This is a genomic window from Symbiobacterium sp. (assembly GCF_040797425.1).
Lineage (GTDB): Bacteria > Bacillota > Sulfobacillia > Symbiobacteriales > Symbiobacteriaceae > Symbiobacterium.
This window is the reverse complement of record NZ_JBFNEH010000019.1, coordinates 1-17,240: the sequence shown is the minus strand read 5'-3', so window position 1 is coordinate 17,240 and position 17,240 is coordinate 1. Positions and strand designations below refer to the sequence as shown.

The window sequence follows — 17,240 nt, the reverse complement described above, 5'->3', positions numbered from 1 at the left end:
GGTTCAGGCCTCCTCAATCAGGGCGACCGCGTAGGCCGCCATGCCCTCCTCCCGGCCCACGAAACCCATCCGCTCATTGGTGGTGGCCTTGATGCTGACGCGCCGGGACGGGACGCCCAGGACGCCGCTGATGCGCTCCCGCATCTCACCCACGTACGGCCCGATCTTGGGCCGCTCCGCCAGCAACGTCATGTCGCAGTTGACGGGACGGTACCCCTCCGCCGCCAGCAGGGCGACCACCTGCCGGAGCAGCTCCAGCGAGTCGGCCCCCGCGTAGGCCGGGTCCGCCGGCGGGAAGTGCCGGCCCATGTCGCCCAGCCCGGCGGCCCCCAGCAGGGCGTCCATCAGCGCGTGCAGGATCACATCTGCGTCCGAATGGCCGTCGAGCCCCTTCTCGTGGGGAATCCGTACGCCGCCTAGCACCAGCGGCCGCCCGGCCACCAGGCGGTGAACGTCGTAGCCGAATCCCACCAGCACGGTCATGCGCCTCCCTCCAGCAGGGCTTCCGCCACCCGGAAGTCCGCAGGGGTGGTCAGCTTCAGGTTGGTCGGTTCCCCGCGGAACACCCGTACCGGCACGCCAATCCGCTCCACCAGGGAGGCGTCGTCCGTGCCGGTGAAGCCGTCTGCCATGGCCTGGCGGAAGGCCTGCACCAGCACATCCGCCCAGAAGACCTGGGGCGTCTGCACGGCCCAGAGCGATCCCCGGTCGGGCGTGGCGACGACGGTACCGTCGGGCGCCACCTGCTTGATCGTGTCCTGCACGGGCACCGCCACCACGAGAGCCGGGTGGACGGCGGCGGCACGCAGCACCCCCTCCAGCACCGCGGGGGTGAGGAGCGGCCGGGCCGCATCGTGCACCGCCACGATCCGGGGGCGGGAGTGAACGGCCTGCAGCGCCGCCCACACCGACTCCTGCCGGGTCGCTCCGCCGGGGACAATGCGGGCGACCTTGGGCAGATGGCCCACCAGCTCCCGGGTAGTCTCCAGATCAGCGGCGGCGATGACGATCTCGTCCACCAGGGGGCACGCGCTGAAGAGCTTTACGGTACGCACCAGTACCGGCTCGCCGCGGAGAGGGAGGAACTGCTTGGCAGTTCCTCCCCCCATGCGGGTCCCCGAGCCAGCAGCGGGGATGACGGCACTGACGGGAACCTGAACGCCTTCGATTGCCACGCTCACGGCGCCACCTTCTCCAGGGAAGAAAGCTTGGGCTTGGCGAAGATCATACGGCCGGCGGCCGTCTGGATGACCGACGTGACCAGGACCTCGATGGTCTCGCCGATGTTGCGCTTGCCGCCGTCCACGACGATCATCGTGCCGTCGTCGAGGTAGCCGACGCCCTGGCCGGGTTCCTTCCCTTCCTTCACGACCGACACGGTCATCTCCTCGCCGGGCAGGACGATCGGCTTGAGGGCGTTGGCCAGCTCGTTGATGTTCAGGACCTTCACGCCCTGCAGCTCGGCCACCTTGTTCAGGTTGAAGTCGTTGGTGACCACGACACCCCCCAGCATCTTGGCGAGCTTGAGCAGCTTGATGTCGACCTCGGGGGCGTCGATCTCGCCCTCGTAGATGCGCACATCGGTGCCCGCCTGCTTCTGGATCTGGTTCAGGATGTCGAGGCCGCGCCGGCCGCGATTGCGCTTCAGGACGTCGGAGGAGTCCGCGATGTGGCGCAGCTCCTCCAGCACCACCGAGGGCACCACCAGCGGGCCCTCGAGGAAACCCGCCTGCACGATGTCGGCGATGCGCCCGTCGATGATGACGGAGGTGTCAAGGATCTTGGGCTTGCTGACGCCGCGGTACTCGTGCGCCTTCTGCGCCGTCGCGGCCGCCGCGTGTTCCTTCCGCGCCGAGCGGTTGAAGACCGAGGCCAGCGCCTCGCTGACCTCCTCCCGCTTGCGCGTGGTGACGGTCATGCCCAGATAGCCCAGGATCACCGCGGTCAGGATGGAGATGACGCCGCCAAAGAGGGGAATCTTGCCGATGAAGACGCCAAGCAGGGCCGCAATGAGAAGCCCGCAGATAAGTCCAACGGAACCGAGGATGATATCGATGAATGAAGTCCCTGCCAGCCGGCCTTCCAGCCAGGTTACGAATGGATGAAGCAAGAAGCCCAGGAGGCCACCCACAAGGGTGCCAACGACGAAGTAAAGCAGCGTGAACGCCCAGTGTTCCGGAACCGACAGCAGCAGGGCGACGCTTTCCTTCCAGAGGAAGGTGAAACTGAAGCCGCTGAGCGCCCCCACCGCTGTGAGGATCAGGCGCAGGTTCTTTCTCAACATCCATTCACCTCCTCTTGCGCAAATAGCTATCCGGTATTGCGGACGAACCCCTCTACATTATGTGACGCTCCACGCAAACGCCAGGTTCGCTGGGTGCGGAAATGTGCAGGAAGGCGGCGCCGGGGGGCGGCGCCACCTCACTGCGCCAGGACGTGGTCGAGGAACGAACTCGCCTGCTCCGGCTCGAGGTCGCGGACCAGCACGATCTCGGAGAGGAGGATCTGCCGGGCGTTCTCCAACATCTTGCGCTCCGCGGTGGAGAGGCCCTTCTCCCGGTCGCGCTGCGAGAGCGTGCGCACCACCTCGGCCAGGGCGAGTATATCGCCGCTGCGGATCTTCTCCAGGTTCGTGCGGTAGCGGTGGTTCCACTTGTTGGCAGGCTGCGTGTTCCGGGAGCGAAGTACCTCGAGCACCCGCTGCAGCATCTGTTCCGACATCACCTGGCGAAGCCCGACCCGCTCCGAGCCGTCGCACGGCACCAGCACCTGCATGTCGGAGACCGACAGGCGCAGCACGTAATACCGCTTGCGCTCTCCCAGCACTTCCCGGTCTTCGATCGCCTCGATGATCCCGGCCCCGTGCTTGGGGTAGACCACCTTGTCGCCCACCTGAAACACCGCATCACCCCCGTCCGGTCGGACCGAACCCTCCCCACACACATGACCTACCGGTTTCAGGGTACCAGACGCTAACACGGTTGTCAACAAAAGTTTATACAATATACATATTATTCGCACACCTGCTGTATCCCGCAGCCGCGCATCGGGACACCCGCTTGACGCGCGGCCCACGGCGCCGTACAATGACCCTCAGGATGGGGCTATAGCTCAGCTGGGAGAGCGCGTGAATCGCACTCACGAGGTCGGGGGTTCGAATCCCCTTAGCTCCACCAGAGGGAGGGCGGAAGCGATACGCTCCGCCCTCGCACTGTACTTTCAACCGAATCACGGGGCCTGCGGGGGCTGGCGCGGTTTTCCTGCAACCGCCGTTTGTGCCGGACAGGCCGCTCTGCTACAATAAGAAGCAGGCCAGGAAATGCCCGCCGGCTGAGGATCGGTGCACCCCTGACCCGCATGGGACTGAGAGGTGAATGTCGTGAAAGACTTGCTGTGCGATCAGTTTCAAGACACGGTAAATGAGTACCTCATCCGTCACCGCAGCGTGCTGGACATCATGGCCAAGCTCCAGGAGTCTCAGGCCCGCGTGAACCGCGCGATCACGAAGGCGGTCACCTCCTGTGGCTGTGTCCAGGTGCACGCCACCCGCCAGCAGTACCCGGCCGATGCCACCCTGGAGCAACTCCGGGATCATGTGCAGTCCCACGTGAGCGGCAAGCTCTGCGACCACTGCCGTGAGGTGGTCGAGGCGGAGCTGGGCAACAGCCTCTTCTACCTCGCCGCGCTCTGCAACACCTTCGACCTGAACCTTTACGACATCATCCTCCAGGAGCAGAAAAAGCTGTCCGCCCTCGGGGTTTACAACTTTGCCGACTGAGACCGCCTGGCGCTGTGAATGAAAAATATGAGGCCCGAGCCTTGCGCTCGGGCTTTGTGTTTTTCCGCCCAGGCCGGGGGTCACGGCGTCGGCGGGAGCCCCAGGTGCCGCCCCGGCAGCGTGAGGATCTGCTCCCTCAGGCGGTGCAGCCCCTCCTGAATCGCCCGCGCCCGCGCCTCGCCGATGCCCTCCACCTCGTCCAGCTCCTCCAGGGAGGCATGCAACACCCCCTGCAGCCGGTCGAACTGGCCCACCAGGTTCTCGATCACCCCGGCGGGCAGCCGGGGAATCCGGCGCAGCATGCGGTAGCCCCGGGGCGAGACGGGGGCGTCCAGTGCGACCGGCACGGAAGCCACGCCCAGGAGCCGGGCGATAGCCGTCAGATCCTGCAGCATCTCGTACGGCCAGGAGGCCAGCTGCTCCCGCAGCGCCTCGGCACACTGGGCGTCGCCGGCGGCGGCGTAGTCCCGCAGAATCAGGAGTTCCTCGGCCGCCACACCGGCGGTCAGCTCCTCCAGCTGCATGGCCACGAGGCGGCCTTCCACGCCCAGCTCGGCGATGTAGCGCTCGATCTCCTTGGCGATCCGGAGGACCATCTCCGTGCGCTGGATGGCCGCGGCCACGTCCTGCACGCTGACCATGTCGTCCAGCTCCAGCGCGGAGAGTCGGGCGACCGCCTCGTCCCGCACCAGCTTGTACTTCTCCAGGGTCTGCAGGGCCTGGTTCGCCTTGGCCAGGATGACGGGGAAATCGCGCAGGATGTACTTCATCGGCCCCTGGTACAGCGTGATCAGGTTACGCCGCTGCGAGATGGAGATGACCAGCTCGCCCGTCTGCTTCGCCACCCGCTCGGCCGTACGGTGGCGGGTGCCGGTCTCGTTCGTGGAAATCGATGGATCGGGGACGAGCATCGCGTTGGCGTAAAGGATGCGCCTGGCGTCGCGGGTGAGGATGATGGCCCCGTCCATCTTGGCCAGCTCGTACAGGCTGGCGGGCGTGAACTCGCAGTCCAGGCGGAAGCCGCCGTCCACCAGCGCCATCACCTCCCGGGAGTCGCCCACGACGATGAGCGCACCCGTCCGGGCGTGCAGGATGGACTCCAGCCCCTCCCTGAGCGGCGTGCCGGGTGCGACCTGCCTCAGCACTCGCCAGAAACCGTCCCGCTCGTCCACCGGAACACCCCCCTGCCACCGGGACTCACCGGTTCAGGGCCGCCTCCAGCCCCTCCATCACGGTCTCAACGCCGATCAGTTCCAGGTGTGTCTTCACGCTCAGGCTACGAAGGTTGGCTCGGGGCAAGACCATGCGCGTGAAGCCCATCTTCTCCACCTCCCGGATGCGCTGCTCGATCCGCGAGATGGCCCGCACCTCGCCGGCCAGACCCACCTCGCCGGCCACCACCGTCTGCGGGTCCGGCGGCTGGTCCCGGAAGGAAGAGGCCAGCGCCACGGCCAGCCCCAGGTCGATGGCCGGCTCGGCCAGCCGCACGCCGCCGGCCACCTTCACGTAGGCGTCGTGGTTGCCCAGGAGCAGCCCCACCCGCTTCTCCAGCACGGCGATGATCAGCTGAACCCGGTTCAGGTCGACGCCGTCGGCCGTGCGGCGGGGCGTGACGAAGGTGGAGGCGCTCACCAGCGCCTGCACCTCCACCAGCAGGGGGCGGGTGCCCTCGAGCGAGGGAACCACCACAGAGCCCGCCACCTCCAGCGGCCGCTCCGCCAGGAACAGCTGGGAGGCGTTGCCCACCTCCACCAGCCCGGCGTCGCGCATCTCGAACAGCCCGATCTCGTTGGTGGAGCCGAACCGGTTCTTCACCGCGCGCAGCACGCGGAAGCTGGCGTGCCGCTCTCCTTCGAAATAGAGGACCGTGTCCACGATGTGCTCCAGCACCCGGGGGCCGGCGATGGCTCCCTCCTTGGTGACGTGGCCGACGATGAAGACGGCTGTGTTCTGTCCCTTCGCCACGCGCAGGAGCCGCGCCGCGCACTCCCGCACCTGGCCGACGGAGCCGGGGGCCGAGGGCAGGTCCGGGGTGAAGACGGTCTGGATCGAGTCCACGATGAGCAGCACCGGCTGGATGGCCGCCGCGTGCTGGGCGATGGCCTCGAGGTTGGTCTCGGCCAGCACCAGCAGGCGCTCGTGGAAGGTGCCCAGCCGGTCGGCCCGGAGGCGGATCTGCCGGGCCGACTCCTCGCCGGAGACGTACAGAACCGTGCCGTGATCCCGGGCCACCCGGGCCGCCAGCTGCAGGAGGAGGGTCGACTTGCCGATGCCGGGGTCGCCGCCCACCAGCACGAACGCGCCGGGCACGATGCCCCCGCCCAGTACCCGGTCCAGCTCGGCCGAACCCGTGGGGAGCCGCCGGGCGTCCTCCGCGGGCACCTCGCCGATGGCCACGGGCCGCTCGCCCGAACCGAGGCCCGGCAGGCCGGCGCCGGACCCGCCGGAGCGGGCCGCCGGCTCCTCCACCAGGCTGTTCCAGGCGCCGCAGCCCGGGCACCGACCCATCCAGCGCGGAGACTCGTAACCGCACTCCTGGCAGACGAAGAGGCTCTTGGCCCTGGCCATCGCTGCAAGGTACCCCCTCGAGGTAGGATACGTCTTCTTTCGCATCCTCCTTCCCGCCCTCCTGCTGGGGCGATGCACGAGCACACCCCGGCGCAGGGCCGGGGTGCGCTTGCCGGATGTGGAGGTGTGATGCGGAAGGCCCGCTAGAACCAGCGGGTGGTGATGGACTTCTCTGCCGTGTAGAAGTGGACCCCGTCCTTGCCGTGCGCCCGCAGGTCGCCGAAGAACGACGCCCGGTGCCCGCCGAAGGAGAAGAAAGCCATCGGGGCCGGGACGCCGATGTTCACGCCCACCATGCCGGCATCCACCGCCAGGGCGTAGGTGCGCGCGGCCTTGCCGTCGCGGGTGAAGATAGCGCTGGCGTTGCCGTAGGCCGACCGGCCGGCCAGGGCGATCGCCTCCTCCAGCGTGTCGGCCCGGATCACCGCCAGCACCGGCCCGAAGATCTCGTCGCGCACCAGGGCGCTTTCGGGCGGCACGCGGTCGAAGATGGTCGGGCCGATGAAGAAGCCGCGGCCCGAGCCGTACCGGGGGTGCTCCCGCCCGTCCAGGAGGAGCTCTGCGCCGTCCCGCACGCCGAGCTCGATGTAGTGCGTCACCCGCTCCAGCGCCTCCCGGGAGACCAGGGGGCCCATGAAGGTCTCGGGGTCGAGGCCGTCGCCCACCCGCACCTGCCGGGCAGCCTCCACCAGCCGGGAGACGATCTCGTCGCCGGCCGCTCCCACGGCGATCAGCACCGAGGCCGCCAGACACCGCTGCCCGGTGGAGCCGAACGCCGAATCGATGACCGCCTTGACCGTGCGCTCCATGTCGGCATCGGGCATCACGGTGAGGTAGTTCTTGGCGCCGCCGAGGGCCTGCACCCGCTTGCCGTGCGCCGCGGCGGTGGCGTAGATGTGCTGCGCCACCGGCGTGGAGCCGACGAAGGAGACGGCCTTCACGTCAGGGTGCGTGAGGAGGGCGTCCACCGCCTCCCGGCCGCCGTGCACCAGGTTGATGACGCCGTCGGGCAGGCCGGCCTCTCTGGCCAGCTCCACCAGGCGCACGCTGGTCAGCGGCGTCCGCAGCGAGGGCTTCAGAACGAAGGTGTTGCCGCAGGCGATGGCCACGGGGAACATCCAGAGGGGGATCATGCCGGGGAAGTTGAAGGGGGTGATGCCGGCGCAGACACCCAGCGGCTGGCGGATGAGGCTGCCGTCGATCCCCCGGGAGATGTCCGTCAGAGTCTCGCCCATCAGCAGGGTGGGGATGCCGCAGGCGAACTCCACCACCTCAAGCCCCCGGCGCAGGGAGCCGCGGCTCTCGTCCAGGGCCTTGCCGTGCTCCAGGGTGATCAGCCGGGCCAGCTCCTCGAAGTGCTCCTCCAGCAGCGCCCGGTACCGGAACAGGTAGTGGGCGCGGCGCGGCGCCGGAACGGCCGACCACTCCGGGAACGCGGCCTGTGCGGCAGCCACGGCCTCGGCGACCTCCCGCTCACCGCCGGCCGGCACTTCGGCCAGCACCTCTTCCGTCGCCGGGTTGACCACGGGGGTGGTCGGTCCGTCAAAGGTGCGCCGCCACTCGCTCCCGATCAGCATGGGGGCCAGGCGGGGCATCTCGTTTCCGCTCATGCTCCATCTCCTCTCTGCTTAGTAGGCGCGGCCCTGGGCGGCCATCAGCTGCTCCACCTCCGCCCGGGTGGGCATGGCCTGCGAGCAACTGTGACGGCTGACGACGATCGCGCCGGCCGCCGCGGCGAAGGTGGCGCAGCGTTCGGTGGGCCATCCCTGCAGGAGCCCGAAGCAGTAAGCCGCGCCGAAGCCGTCGCCCGCACCCAGGGTGTTCATGACCTCCACCCGGAACGGCGGCACCTGCAGCGGCCCGCCCTCGCCGAAGATGAGGACGCCGGCCCCGCCGCGCTTGGCCACCACCTGGCGCGGGCCCAGGGCGAGGATGTTTGCCGCTGCCGTGGGCGGGTCATCGGACTCGCCCGCAAAGGCCAGCTCGGCCTCGTTGGCGAGGACGATGTCCGTCAGGCCCAGTGCGGCACGGTAGTAGGGCAGCGCCGCCCGCGGGTCCGCCCAGAGGCCGGGGCGCCAGTCGACGTCGACCACGTTGACGCCGCCCCGCCGCCGGTTGATGTGCAGGGCGTACAGGGCGGCCTCCCGCACGGGGGACTCGGCGAGGGCCGTGGCGGCCACCACCAGCATCCCGCCGAGCCGCTCCTCAATGATGTCGCCGATCTCCAGGTGGTTGTCGGCGCAGGGCTTGCGGTAGAAGAGCACCTTGGAGTCGCCCGGCGGGAACAGGGCGCCGAAGGCCAGCGCGGTGGGATAGCGCGGGTCACGCCGCACCATCTCGGTGTCGACCCCGGCCCCCTGGAGCTCGGCCAGCAGGAAGTCGCCGAACTCGTCGGGGCCCACGCGGCTGATCAGCCCCGCCCAGGCGCCGAGGCGGCCCAGCCCGAAGGCGGTGTTGCCCGCGGAGCCGCCAAGGTACTTGCGAAAGGACTGAACCCGCGCCAGGGGCGTGTGGAGCTGCTCGGCGTAAAGGTCGACCAGCACCCTGCCCAGGCAGTAGACGCGGGTGTCGGGTTTCAGGACCACGTCAATTCCTCCTCCCGGACGGCTGCAGGCTACACGTTGGGCTTCTGCCAGTTCATCAGGTGCGCGTACACCGGGTCGGGCCGGAAGTTCCAGTTGCGCGTGGGTCCGGCCATCACGTTCAGGTAGTAGGCGTCGTGGCCCGGAGTGGCCGCCACCGGGTGGTAGCCGCGCGGGACCAGGACGAGGTCGCCGTCCCCCGGTGCGCAGGCGACGTCCAGCGCGCGGTCGTCCGTGTAGACCCGCTGGAAGGCGAACCCGCCGGAGGGGCGGATCTGGTAGTAGTAGATCTCCTCCAGGAAGCTCTCGTGGGGCGGATCCTCGGTGTCGTGCTTGTGGGGCGGGAAGCTGGACCAGTTGCCGCCCGGCGTGTACACCTCCACCAGGATCAGCGACTCGGCCAGCGTCGAGGCGGGCGGAAGCAGGTGCTGGATGTAGCGGTAGGTCTGGCCCTCGCCCCGATGCTCCGTCACCATCTCCTCGGGGCCCACGAGCCGCACCGCCCGCACGCCGCCCCGGCTCACGGGGGCGGAGGCCACCGCCAGGTGCAGGTCGGTCTCCGCCCGCACCGAAAAGGGCGTCGCCGGCGGGAGGAGCAGCACGGCGGGCGGAACCTTCTCCCACACGTCCCGGCGGGTGCCGACGCCGCGGAACTCCAGACTCCCGGCTGCCACCGTACACTTCCCGCCGAGCACGACGAGAGCCGCCTCGCGGCCTGCTTCGTCGCCGGTGAGCGTCTCGCCGGGCTTCAGCCGGTACGCCTGGAAGTGGGTGCGGGTCATGCCGCCCTGGGGCGGGGCCACCGAGACCAGCAGCCCCGCCTCCCGCTGCTGCCGAATCAGAAGGGTCGGTTGGGTCATGCTCCGGTCACCTCCCGGATGTAGGCACGCGCGGCCCGGGAGACCTCCAGGGCCGGGTACCGCACCGGGTCCTGTTCCGCCTCGACGACGATCCACCCCGAGAAGCCCGTCGCGAGCAGGGGCGCGAAGATCGCCGGGAAGTCCAGGCAGCCCGTCCCCGGGGTGCAGAACACGTTGGCCATCACGGCCTGCTTGAAGGTGAGACCCTCCGCCCGCACGCGTGCCAGCACCTCGGGCCGGACGTCCTTGGCGTGCACGTACCGGATGCGGCCGGCGTGGCGCCGGAAGACCGCCGCCGGGTCGCCGCCGCCGTAGAAGATGTGGCCGGTGTCGGGGCAGAGGCCGATGAGCTCCGGGTCGGTGAGGGCCATCAGGCGGTCAATCTCCGCCTCCGACTCCACCCCGGTGCCGCCGTGCGGGTGGAAGACCAGGGTGATCCCCCGCTCCCGGGCGTAGCGACCGCAGGCGTGGAGCCCCTCGATCAGGCTTTTCCAGTGCTCCTCCTCCAGAGGCTGCCGGCGCGGCCGTTCACCCTCCAGATCCCAGTGCTGGGACCGGTAGCCCTCGGCGACGATGGCGTAGCGGGCGCCGGCGGTGCGGCAGAAGTCGATGTGCCGCTTCGTGGCAGCGATCTCCTCCTCGAGGCGGCGGGGGTTGGCAAGGTTTGTCCAGCGGTAGGCGGCGGACAGCACCAGCCCGCGCGCCGCGAGCGTCTGGCGCAGTTCGGACGGGTCCTGGGGATACTTGTAGCTCATCTCGGTGCCGGCAAAGCCGGCGGCGCCGATCTCATCCATGACCTGCGTGCCGGGGGTTTCAGCGCCCCACTCCCGGAGGTCGTCGTTCACCCATCCGATCGGGCCGACGCCCACGCTGATCCGGCCGGTGGCTGTTCCTTCCACTTTAAAGAACCTCCTTGCTGCGATTCTGCCGCCAGTCCGCGTGCGATTCCTTCAGGTACTCTGGCACGGGAACGTCCCACCAGCCGGCGCTGGTCAGGCCGCGCTCGTTCACCATCACCTCGACCAGGGCCGGGCCGCCCGAGGCGAGCGCCCGCTGCACGGCCGGTGCGATCTCGTTCGGGTCGACCACCCGCTCGCCCTGGATGCCGAAACCGCGCGCCACCTCGGCCAGGTTGGCGCTGTAGGCCTCGCCGCGCCGTTCAAACCGGGTGACGATCACGCGATCGCGGCCGAACCGGTTCTCCTGGAGGTTGCGGATGGAGGAGAACCCGCGGTTGTTCATGACGACCCAGACCACCGGCACGTCGTACATGGCAGCGACGCCCATCTCCTGCATGGTCTGCAGGAAGTCGCCGTCGCCCGCCAGACCCACCACCGGCCGGTCGGGGGCGCCCAGCTTCGCCCCGATCGCGCCCGGCACGGTGAAGCCCATGGTGCTGAAGCCGCCGGAGCTGATGTGGGTCCTGGGCTCGTAGACGGGGAACTCCTGGTAGACCTGGTTCTGAACGAGTCCGGCGCCGGCGACGACGATGCCGTGCCGCGGCAGGGCCTTGCGGACCTCCACCAGCGCCCGGGAGATGGTGGTGAACCCCGGGCCGTCGTAGGTCTGGGCGGGACGGAGCGCCGCGTACCACTCCTCACGCAGCTGCACGATGCGCCGGTGCCAGGCCGAGCCGCGCCAGTCGCGGGGCTTGCCCAGCAGCTTCAGGCCGTCCAGGATGTCGCGGGCGGCGCTGCGGGCATCGGCCACCATGTCCACGGCCACCGGGAAGTTCTTGCCGATCTCGTGCGGGTCGATGTCGACCTGGATCAACTTGCAGTCCGGCTGCATGTTGTAGTCCTTGTGGTAGCTGGAGAAGGACCAGTCGGTGAACCGGCAGCCGAAGGAGAGCACCACGTCGGCCTCCCGCAGCAGGGCGTTGGCCACGCTGGAGCCAGGGGAGCCGGGGTGCAGGCCGTACAGTTCGTGGTCCTCCGGCACGGCGCCCTTGCCCATCCAGGTGGTCAGGATCGCGGCGCCCAGGAACTCGGCGATCGCCTGCACCTCCTTGCAGGCGTTGGCGGTGATGACGCCGCCGCCGATGAGCACCACCGGACGCTCCGCATCCAGCAGCAGGCGCACGGCCTTCTCCACCGCCTGCGCGTCGGGCCGGGGCCGGTGGGCCGCCTGCCGCTGCACCGGCAGGGGCAGCTCGACGTCGGCAGCCTCGGCCTGGACGTCCATGGGCATGTCGATGTGGACCGGCCCGGGCCGCCCGCTCAGCATCTTGTTGAAGGCCCGGTGCATCACGAAGGGCACCACGTCGGCGCGGGTGGGCTGGAAGGTCTGCTTCGTGATCGGGCGGAGGACGTTAGGGAAGTCGGAGAACTGGTAGCGGTCCAGCTCCTGCAGGACCGAATGGCCCCGCATGTAGGTGTGGGTGCTGCCTGTCACCACCAGCAGGGCGGTGGAGTCCACGTAGGCCTGGGCCACGCCGATGGTGGTGTTGCACGCGCCGGGACCGATGGAGGTGAACACCGCACAGGGCTGGCCGGTCACCCGGTAGTAGGCGTCCGCCATGTGGGCCGCGCTCTGCTCGTGGTAGACCATACGGGCCTGGATCCGATCCTGCCGGTCCACCACGGCGTCGAACAGGCAGACGTCGCCGTGGCCGGGAATGCCGAACACGTAGGGAACCTTGTTGGCGATCAGGTACTCGACCAGGATCTCCGCTCCGGTGAGGCGTGCCATCTTCATACCTCCTCCAACGCCACGGGCCGGCCGAGCCGCTGCGACTTGCCGGCGGCGAGCGCGACGGCGAGCGCCTGCCTGCCGTCCCACACGCCGACGGACGGCTTCCGGCCGGCACGGACAGCGTTCACAAACTCCACGATCTCGATCGCGTAAGACTGCTCAAACCGCTCCAGGAAGCCCGGGACGAGGTCGTGGGTCACGCCGGCCCGGGTCAGCAGCATGATGGGCGTCTGCCGCTGATAGCCGATGGTGATGGTCCCCTTGGTCCCGATGACCTCGCCGCGGATGTCGTAGCCGTAGAAGGCGTGCCGGCTGCCCTCGATGTGGCCGATGCCGCCGCGGGCAAACTCGAGGATGACGTGGGCGGTGTCCACGTCTTCGTACTTGGCGAACCACGGGTAGACGAGGGCCTTGCCGGTGGCGTAGACCCGGGTTACCTCGTCGCCCATCAGGAACCGGGCGATGTCGAACTCATGGATCAGGCAATCCAGGTAGATGCCGCCCGACTCGGCCACATACGCCTCCGGCGGCGCTTCCGGATCGCGGCTGATGCCGTTGTAGGCCACCACGTCGCCGATGGCCCCCTCGTCAATCGCACGCCGCGCGGCCGCGTAGCCCGGATCGAAGCGCCGCATGAACCCCAGCTGGAACGGGACGCCCGCGGCATCCACCGCCTGACCGATCGCCTCGCACTCGGCCACGGTGAGCGCCAGGGGCTTCTCGCAGAAGATCGCCTTGCCGGCCTTCGCCGCCGCGATGCAGATCTCGGCGTGGGTCGTGCTCGGCGTGGCCACGATGACGGCATCCACTTCGGGATCCGCCACGATCTCGCGCCAGTCCGTGCTCCCCCGCACCCCGAAGTCAGCGGCCACCTCCGCCGTCCGGCCGGCCAGCGCGTCGGAGACGGCCACCAGCCGGGCCTCCGGAACCTGCGTCGCCAGGATGTTCGCATGCCGGTACCCCATGCGCCCGAGCCCGAGCACTGCGCAACCCAACCTTGCGTTGCTCATGCCATCCACTCCATTTCATGCTCTATTGTAAGCGCTTACAACTTGCCGCAAAGGAAACCGCGCCGGACCTAGCGTCCGGAGCGCGGAGGAGCCGTCGACTCGCCCACCGAGAGGCGCGGGGGCAGCAGGATCTGGCGCACCGGCGCCGCCGGCTCGCGGATTCGCTCGACCAGCATCCGCATCGCCTCGCTGCCCAGGTCTTGCATCGGCTGTGCGATGGAGGTGAGTTCGGGGTCGAAATCCCGGGCCAGGGCGGTCAGGTCGAAACCGATCACTGACACGTCTTCCGGCACCCGGATGCCGCTGCGCCGCAGGACCTTGATCGCGCCGATGGCGATGAGGTCGTTGCCGGCCACAATGGCCGTCGGCAGCGGCACCTGTCTGGCCAGCAGGCGCGTCGCCTGCTCCGCGCCGCTGGCTGCGGTAAACTCACCCTCGTCCACCAGCGCCGGATCCACCGGCACCCCGTACTGCTCCATGGCGGCCTCGAAGCCCTTCTTGCGGTAGAGGCCCGGACGGGTGCGGGTAGGACCCCCGAAGAGAGACACGCGCCGGTGGCCGAGGCGCAGCAGGTACTCGGTGGCCAGGTAGCCGCCGCGGAAGTCGTCCACGCCCACGGAGGGCACTTCCGGCGCGTCGACGCCGCGGGTGAGCAGCACGATGGGAAAGCCCTCCGCGTGCAGGGCGGCGATGTTCGGGTCGTTCACCTCGGGGCTGGCCAGGATGATCCCCTCGACGCCCTTGTTCCGCAGGACGTCGATGTACCATCGCTCCTTCTCCAGCTTCTCGTCCGTGTTGCAGATCATCACGCTGAAGCCCATCGCGAAGCCCGCGTCTTCCACGCCGCGGCAGATCTCCGCGAAGAAGGGGTTGGTGATGTCCGGCACCAGCAGCCCGATGGTGGCCGTCCGCCCGGTCATCAGGGCCGAAGCGATCAGGTTGGGGCGGTAGTTCAGCTCCTTCATCGCCGCCAGAACTTTCTGCCGCGTTTCCGGCCGCACGTTCGGCCTCTGGTTGACCACCCGCGAGACCGTCGCCAGGGACACGCCGGCGACCCTCGCCACGTCATAGATCGTCGGACCGACGCCACGGCCTTCTTTTCCCATGCGCCTACCTGTCCCTCCTGAGTAAGACCAGCCTATGCGCTTAACCCTTGACGGAACCGGCGATGATGCCCTCGATCAGCTGCCGCTGGAAGATGAGGAAGAGCAAGGTGAGCGGCAGGAAGATGATGGTCGCTCCTGCGCAGAGCACGGGAACGTTGGACGTCCACCGCTGCTGGAAGTAGAGCAGGCCCACCGGCAGCGTCTGGTACTCCTCCACCGTGGTCACCACGAAGGGCAGGAGGAACTCGTTCCACGTCCAGATGAAGAAGAGCAGGGCCAGCGTGCCGAGGATCGGCCTGACGAGCGGCAGGAGCACCCGCCAGAAGGCCTGCCACGAGGTGCAGCCGTCCACCATGGCCGCCTCGGAGATCTCCCGCGGCAGGTTGGCGAAGGCCGTCCGCATCAGCAGCGTGCCGAACGAGAGGCTCATCGCGATCTGGGGCAGGATCATCGCCGCGTGGCTGTTGAGCAGCCCCATGAACTTCAGTTCGTAGAACAGCGGGATCACCAGGGCCTGGCTGGGGATGGTCATGCCGAGCAGGAAGACCGCGAACAGGACGCCGGCCCCGCGGAAGCGGTAGCGGGCGAAGGCGAAGCCCGTCATGGCCGAGAGGATGACCGAGGGCACCACCACCAGCACCGCGACGATCACGCTGTTGCGGAAGAAGATGCCGAACTTACCCTGCACCCAGGCGGTCACGTAGTTCTGCCACTGCCAGACCTTCGGCAGGCTGAGCGCCCCCTGCACCAGCTCCGTGTCGGTCTTGAACGACGAGATCGTCGTGGTGATGAAGGGCACGAGGGCCCCCAGCACAGCGAGGGTCAGGAACGCGTATGCGAGGATGTGCCTGGTCCAGGTTGCCCGCCTTGCGCTGTCCGTCATTTCCTCTCCCCCAGCAGGCGCAGCGTCGCCGTGGACAGGGCGATGGTGACCACCGCCAGGATCACGGCCAGCGCCGCACCGTATCCGACCCGGTTGATGTTGAACGCGTTTTCAACCATGTACGAGGCAATCACCGTCGTCTGCCGCCCGGGGCCACCCCGGGTGGTGGCCCAGATCACGTCAAACGCCCGCAGCGCGTTGATCATGTTGGCCACCAGCACGACCACCATCTCCCCGCGCAGCCCGGGCACCGTCACGTGCCAGAACTCCCCGACCGCCGACGCCCCGTCGATGCGGGCAGCCTCGTAGAGTTCGGCGGGGATCTTCTGGATGCCGGCCAGGAAGACGACGAAGCAGAATCCATACCCGGCCCATGCGCCGATGAGGCCCACCGTGGGCAAGGCCAGCTTGAAGTCGCCCAGCCAGGCGGGGCCCGCGACGCCGAACAGGGCCAGCACCTCGTTCACCAGCCCGAACACCGGGTTGAGCAACCAGCGCCACACGACGCCCACCAGAACGCCCGGCATGATGTAGGGCAGGAAGAGGGTGAAGCGGAAAAAGCCCGTGCCCCTGAGCTTCAGCTGCTCGATGACCGCGGCCAGCACCAAGCCGATTGCCAGCGGCAGGACCACGTAGTACGGAATGAGCACCAGGTTGTGCCACAGCGCCTGCCAGAAGAGCGGGTCGCGGAAGGCGGCGACGTAGTTGGCCAGCCCGGCGAACGACGGGGCTCCCCAGCCGTCCCAGTGCACCAGGCTGAGCCCCACGGTACCGGCCACCGGCACCACCATGAAGAGCGCGTAGATGACCAGCGCCGGGAGGTAGAAGAGGTGGGGCTCCAGCCTCGCCAGGACAGAGGACCGGCCCGGGATGCGGGCGGAGCCGGCGGCCGCCGGCTCCGCCCCGCCTGACTTACTGCTTCGTTGCGAGGAACGCCGCATAGTCACGCTGCAACTCCCTTGCGAAGCCTTCTGGATCCATCTCACCGGCCATCAGCGCCTGCAGGCTCGCAGTCAGCGTGTCATAGAAGGTCGGCGTGGCCCAGTCCATGTAGTGACCCACGGTGTTGGTCTGGTTGGCATAGTTCCAGGCCCGGTACAGGTCGCCGGACAGCGTGCCTTCCTTGATGTGCTCGTCGCCGATGGGCAGGCCGGGCAGCGTCTCGTTCGCAATCAGGAGTTCCACGGCCCGGTCGGAGACCAGGAAGTTGATGAACTCGGCCGCCAGGTCCTGGTGCTTGGTGGTCTTGATGATGCCGTACGGCAGACCGACGCCCCCCACGTGCACCGTCGGGCGATCGCGGTCGGGCATGAGGAAGAAGCCGACGTTCTCGCCCATCGCCTTGGCCAGGTCGCCGGAGAGCCAGCTGCCGGCCAGCAGCGTGGCGCCGCCGCCGTTGGCGAAAATCTTCCACGCGTCATCATAACCCACACCGGCGAAGTTTTCCATCAGATAGCCCTTCTGAACCCACTCCTGGAGCTTCTGGGCCGGGACGATAATGTCGTCGGTCTCCCAGGTCTGATTGCCCTGGTGGTAGATCAGCTGATCCAGGTACTCCAGCGTGGTGTAGGCGCCCTGGAGGTCGCCGTATACGTGGATGGCCGGCCACTTGTCCAGGTTGCCGAGCACGATCGGCGTGACGCCCTTCTGCTTGAAGGTCTCAAAGGCAGCCTCGAGCTCGTCGAAGGTGGTGGGCACGGAGACGCCGTTCTCCTCAAAGATCTGCCGGTTGTAGTAGAAGCCGATGATCTCGCCCGTC

17 protein-coding genes and 1 tRNA gene are annotated in these 17,240 nt (G+C 68.6%); 2 read left to right on the top strand and 16 right to left on the bottom strand.

Going from position 1 to position 17,240, the window contains the following annotated elements; all coding sequences use genetic code 11:
* Positions 1–3: 3 nt before the first annotated feature.
* From ispF to AB2385_RS07825, 4 genes are all read right to left on the bottom strand, one after another.
* Positions 4–483: a 2-C-methyl-D-erythritol 2,4-cyclodiphosphate synthase gene (gene ispF, locus AB2385_RS07840; protein ID WP_367654403.1), complete on the bottom strand. Its 480-nt coding sequence runs from the start codon at positions 481–483 to the stop codon at positions 4–6.
* Positions 480–1,181 carry a 2-C-methyl-D-erythritol 4-phosphate cytidylyltransferase gene (gene ispD, locus AB2385_RS07835; RefSeq protein ID WP_367654402.1) on the bottom strand — a complete coding sequence of 234 codons (702 nt, stop codon included), beginning with the start codon at positions 1,179–1,181 and terminating at the stop codon, positions 480–482. The genes ispF and ispD overlap by 4 nt, the downstream gene beginning before the upstream one ends.
* Entirely contained in the window at positions 1,178–2,284 is a 1,107-nt protein-coding gene (locus AB2385_RS07830) for a PIN/TRAM domain-containing protein (RefSeq protein WP_367654401.1), read from the bottom strand. The genes ispD and AB2385_RS07830 overlap by 4 nt, the downstream gene beginning before the upstream one ends.
* Positions 2,285–2,421: 137 nt before the next feature.
* The gene (locus AB2385_RS07825; RefSeq protein WP_367654400.1) at positions 2,422–2,901 is read right to left on the bottom strand and encodes a CarD family transcriptional regulator; all 480 of its coding nucleotides are present in this window, start codon (positions 2,899–2,901) and stop codon (positions 2,422–2,424) included.
* Between the two features lie 199 nt (positions 2,902–3,100).
* On the opposite strand from AB2385_RS07825, the gene AB2385_RS07820 reads away from it, so the two are divergent.
* A tRNA-Ala gene (locus tag AB2385_RS07820) sits at positions 3,101–3,176 on the top strand.
* Positions 3,177–3,379: 203 nt separating this feature from the next.
* On the top strand, positions 3,380–3,778 hold the full coding sequence (locus AB2385_RS07815) for a DUF1573 domain-containing protein (RefSeq protein WP_367654399.1): 399 nt from the start codon (positions 3,380–3,382) through the stop codon (positions 3,776–3,778).
* An 80-nt stretch (positions 3,779–3,858) separates the two neighbouring features.
* Here AB2385_RS07815 and disA read toward each other — a convergent pair whose 3' ends face one another.
* From disA to AB2385_RS07755, 12 genes are all read right to left on the bottom strand, one after another.
* The gene (disA, locus tag AB2385_RS07810) at positions 3,859–4,950 is read right to left on the bottom strand and encodes a DNA integrity scanning diadenylate cyclase DisA (protein WP_367654398.1); all 1,092 of its coding nucleotides are present in this window, start codon (positions 4,948–4,950) and stop codon (positions 3,859–3,861) included.
* Between the two features lie 25 nt (positions 4,951–4,975).
* Positions 4,976–6,346 carry a DNA repair protein RadA gene (gene radA, locus AB2385_RS07805; RefSeq protein WP_367654397.1) on the bottom strand — a complete coding sequence of 457 codons (1,371 nt, stop codon included), beginning with the start codon at positions 6,344–6,346 and terminating at the stop codon, positions 4,976–4,978.
* Positions 6,347–6,489: 143 nt separating this feature from the next.
* Entirely contained in the window at positions 6,490–7,956 is a 1,467-nt protein-coding gene (locus tag AB2385_RS07800; RefSeq protein WP_367654396.1) for a CoA-acylating methylmalonate-semialdehyde dehydrogenase, read from the bottom strand.
* An 18-nt stretch (positions 7,957–7,974) separates the two neighbouring features.
* A complete protein-coding gene (iolC, locus tag AB2385_RS07795; protein WP_367654395.1) occupies positions 7,975–8,931 on the bottom strand; it encodes a 5-dehydro-2-deoxygluconokinase in 957 nt (318 codons plus the stop codon).
* A gap of 29 nt (positions 8,932–8,960) precedes the next feature.
* The gene (gene iolB, locus AB2385_RS07790; protein WP_367654394.1) at positions 8,961–9,788 is read right to left on the bottom strand and encodes a 5-deoxy-glucuronate isomerase; all 828 of its coding nucleotides are present in this window, start codon (positions 9,786–9,788) and stop codon (positions 8,961–8,963) included.
* Positions 9,785–10,687, bottom strand: coding sequence for a myo-inosose-2 dehydratase (gene iolE, locus AB2385_RS07785; RefSeq protein WP_367654393.1), 903 nt, complete (start codon positions 10,685–10,687; stop codon positions 9,785–9,787). Before iolE ends, iolB begins: the two co-directional genes overlap by 4 nt.
* Position 10,688: 1 nt before the next feature.
* Positions 10,689–12,479, bottom strand: a complete 1,791-nt coding sequence (locus AB2385_RS07780; protein ID WP_367654392.1) for a thiamine pyrophosphate-binding protein — start codon at positions 12,477–12,479, stop codon at positions 10,689–10,691.
* A 2-nt stretch (positions 12,480–12,481) separates the two neighbouring features.
* Positions 12,482–13,492: an inositol 2-dehydrogenase gene (gene iolG / locus AB2385_RS07775; protein WP_367654391.1), complete on the bottom strand. Its 1,011-nt coding sequence runs from the start codon at positions 13,490–13,492 to the stop codon at positions 12,482–12,484.
* Between the two features lie 68 nt (positions 13,493–13,560).
* Positions 13,561–14,598 (bottom strand): LacI family DNA-binding transcriptional regulator, encoded by a 1,038-nt coding sequence (locus tag AB2385_RS07770; RefSeq protein ID WP_367654390.1) that lies wholly within the window; start codon positions 14,596–14,598, stop codon positions 13,561–13,563.
* Positions 14,599–14,638: 40 nt separating this feature from the next.
* A complete protein-coding gene (locus AB2385_RS07765) occupies positions 14,639–15,481 on the bottom strand; it encodes a carbohydrate ABC transporter permease (protein WP_367654389.1) in 843 nt (280 codons plus the stop codon).
* Positions 15,478–16,422 carry a carbohydrate ABC transporter permease gene (locus AB2385_RS07760; protein WP_367654388.1) on the bottom strand — a complete coding sequence of 315 codons (945 nt, stop codon included), beginning with the start codon at positions 16,420–16,422 and terminating at the stop codon, positions 15,478–15,480. The genes AB2385_RS07765 and AB2385_RS07760 overlap by 4 nt, the downstream gene beginning before the upstream one ends.
* On the bottom strand, positions 16,394–17,240 hold an 847-nt coding region (locus AB2385_RS07755), incomplete at its 5' end, for an extracellular solute-binding protein (RefSeq protein WP_367654387.1). The genes AB2385_RS07755 and AB2385_RS07760, both read right to left, overlap by 29 nt.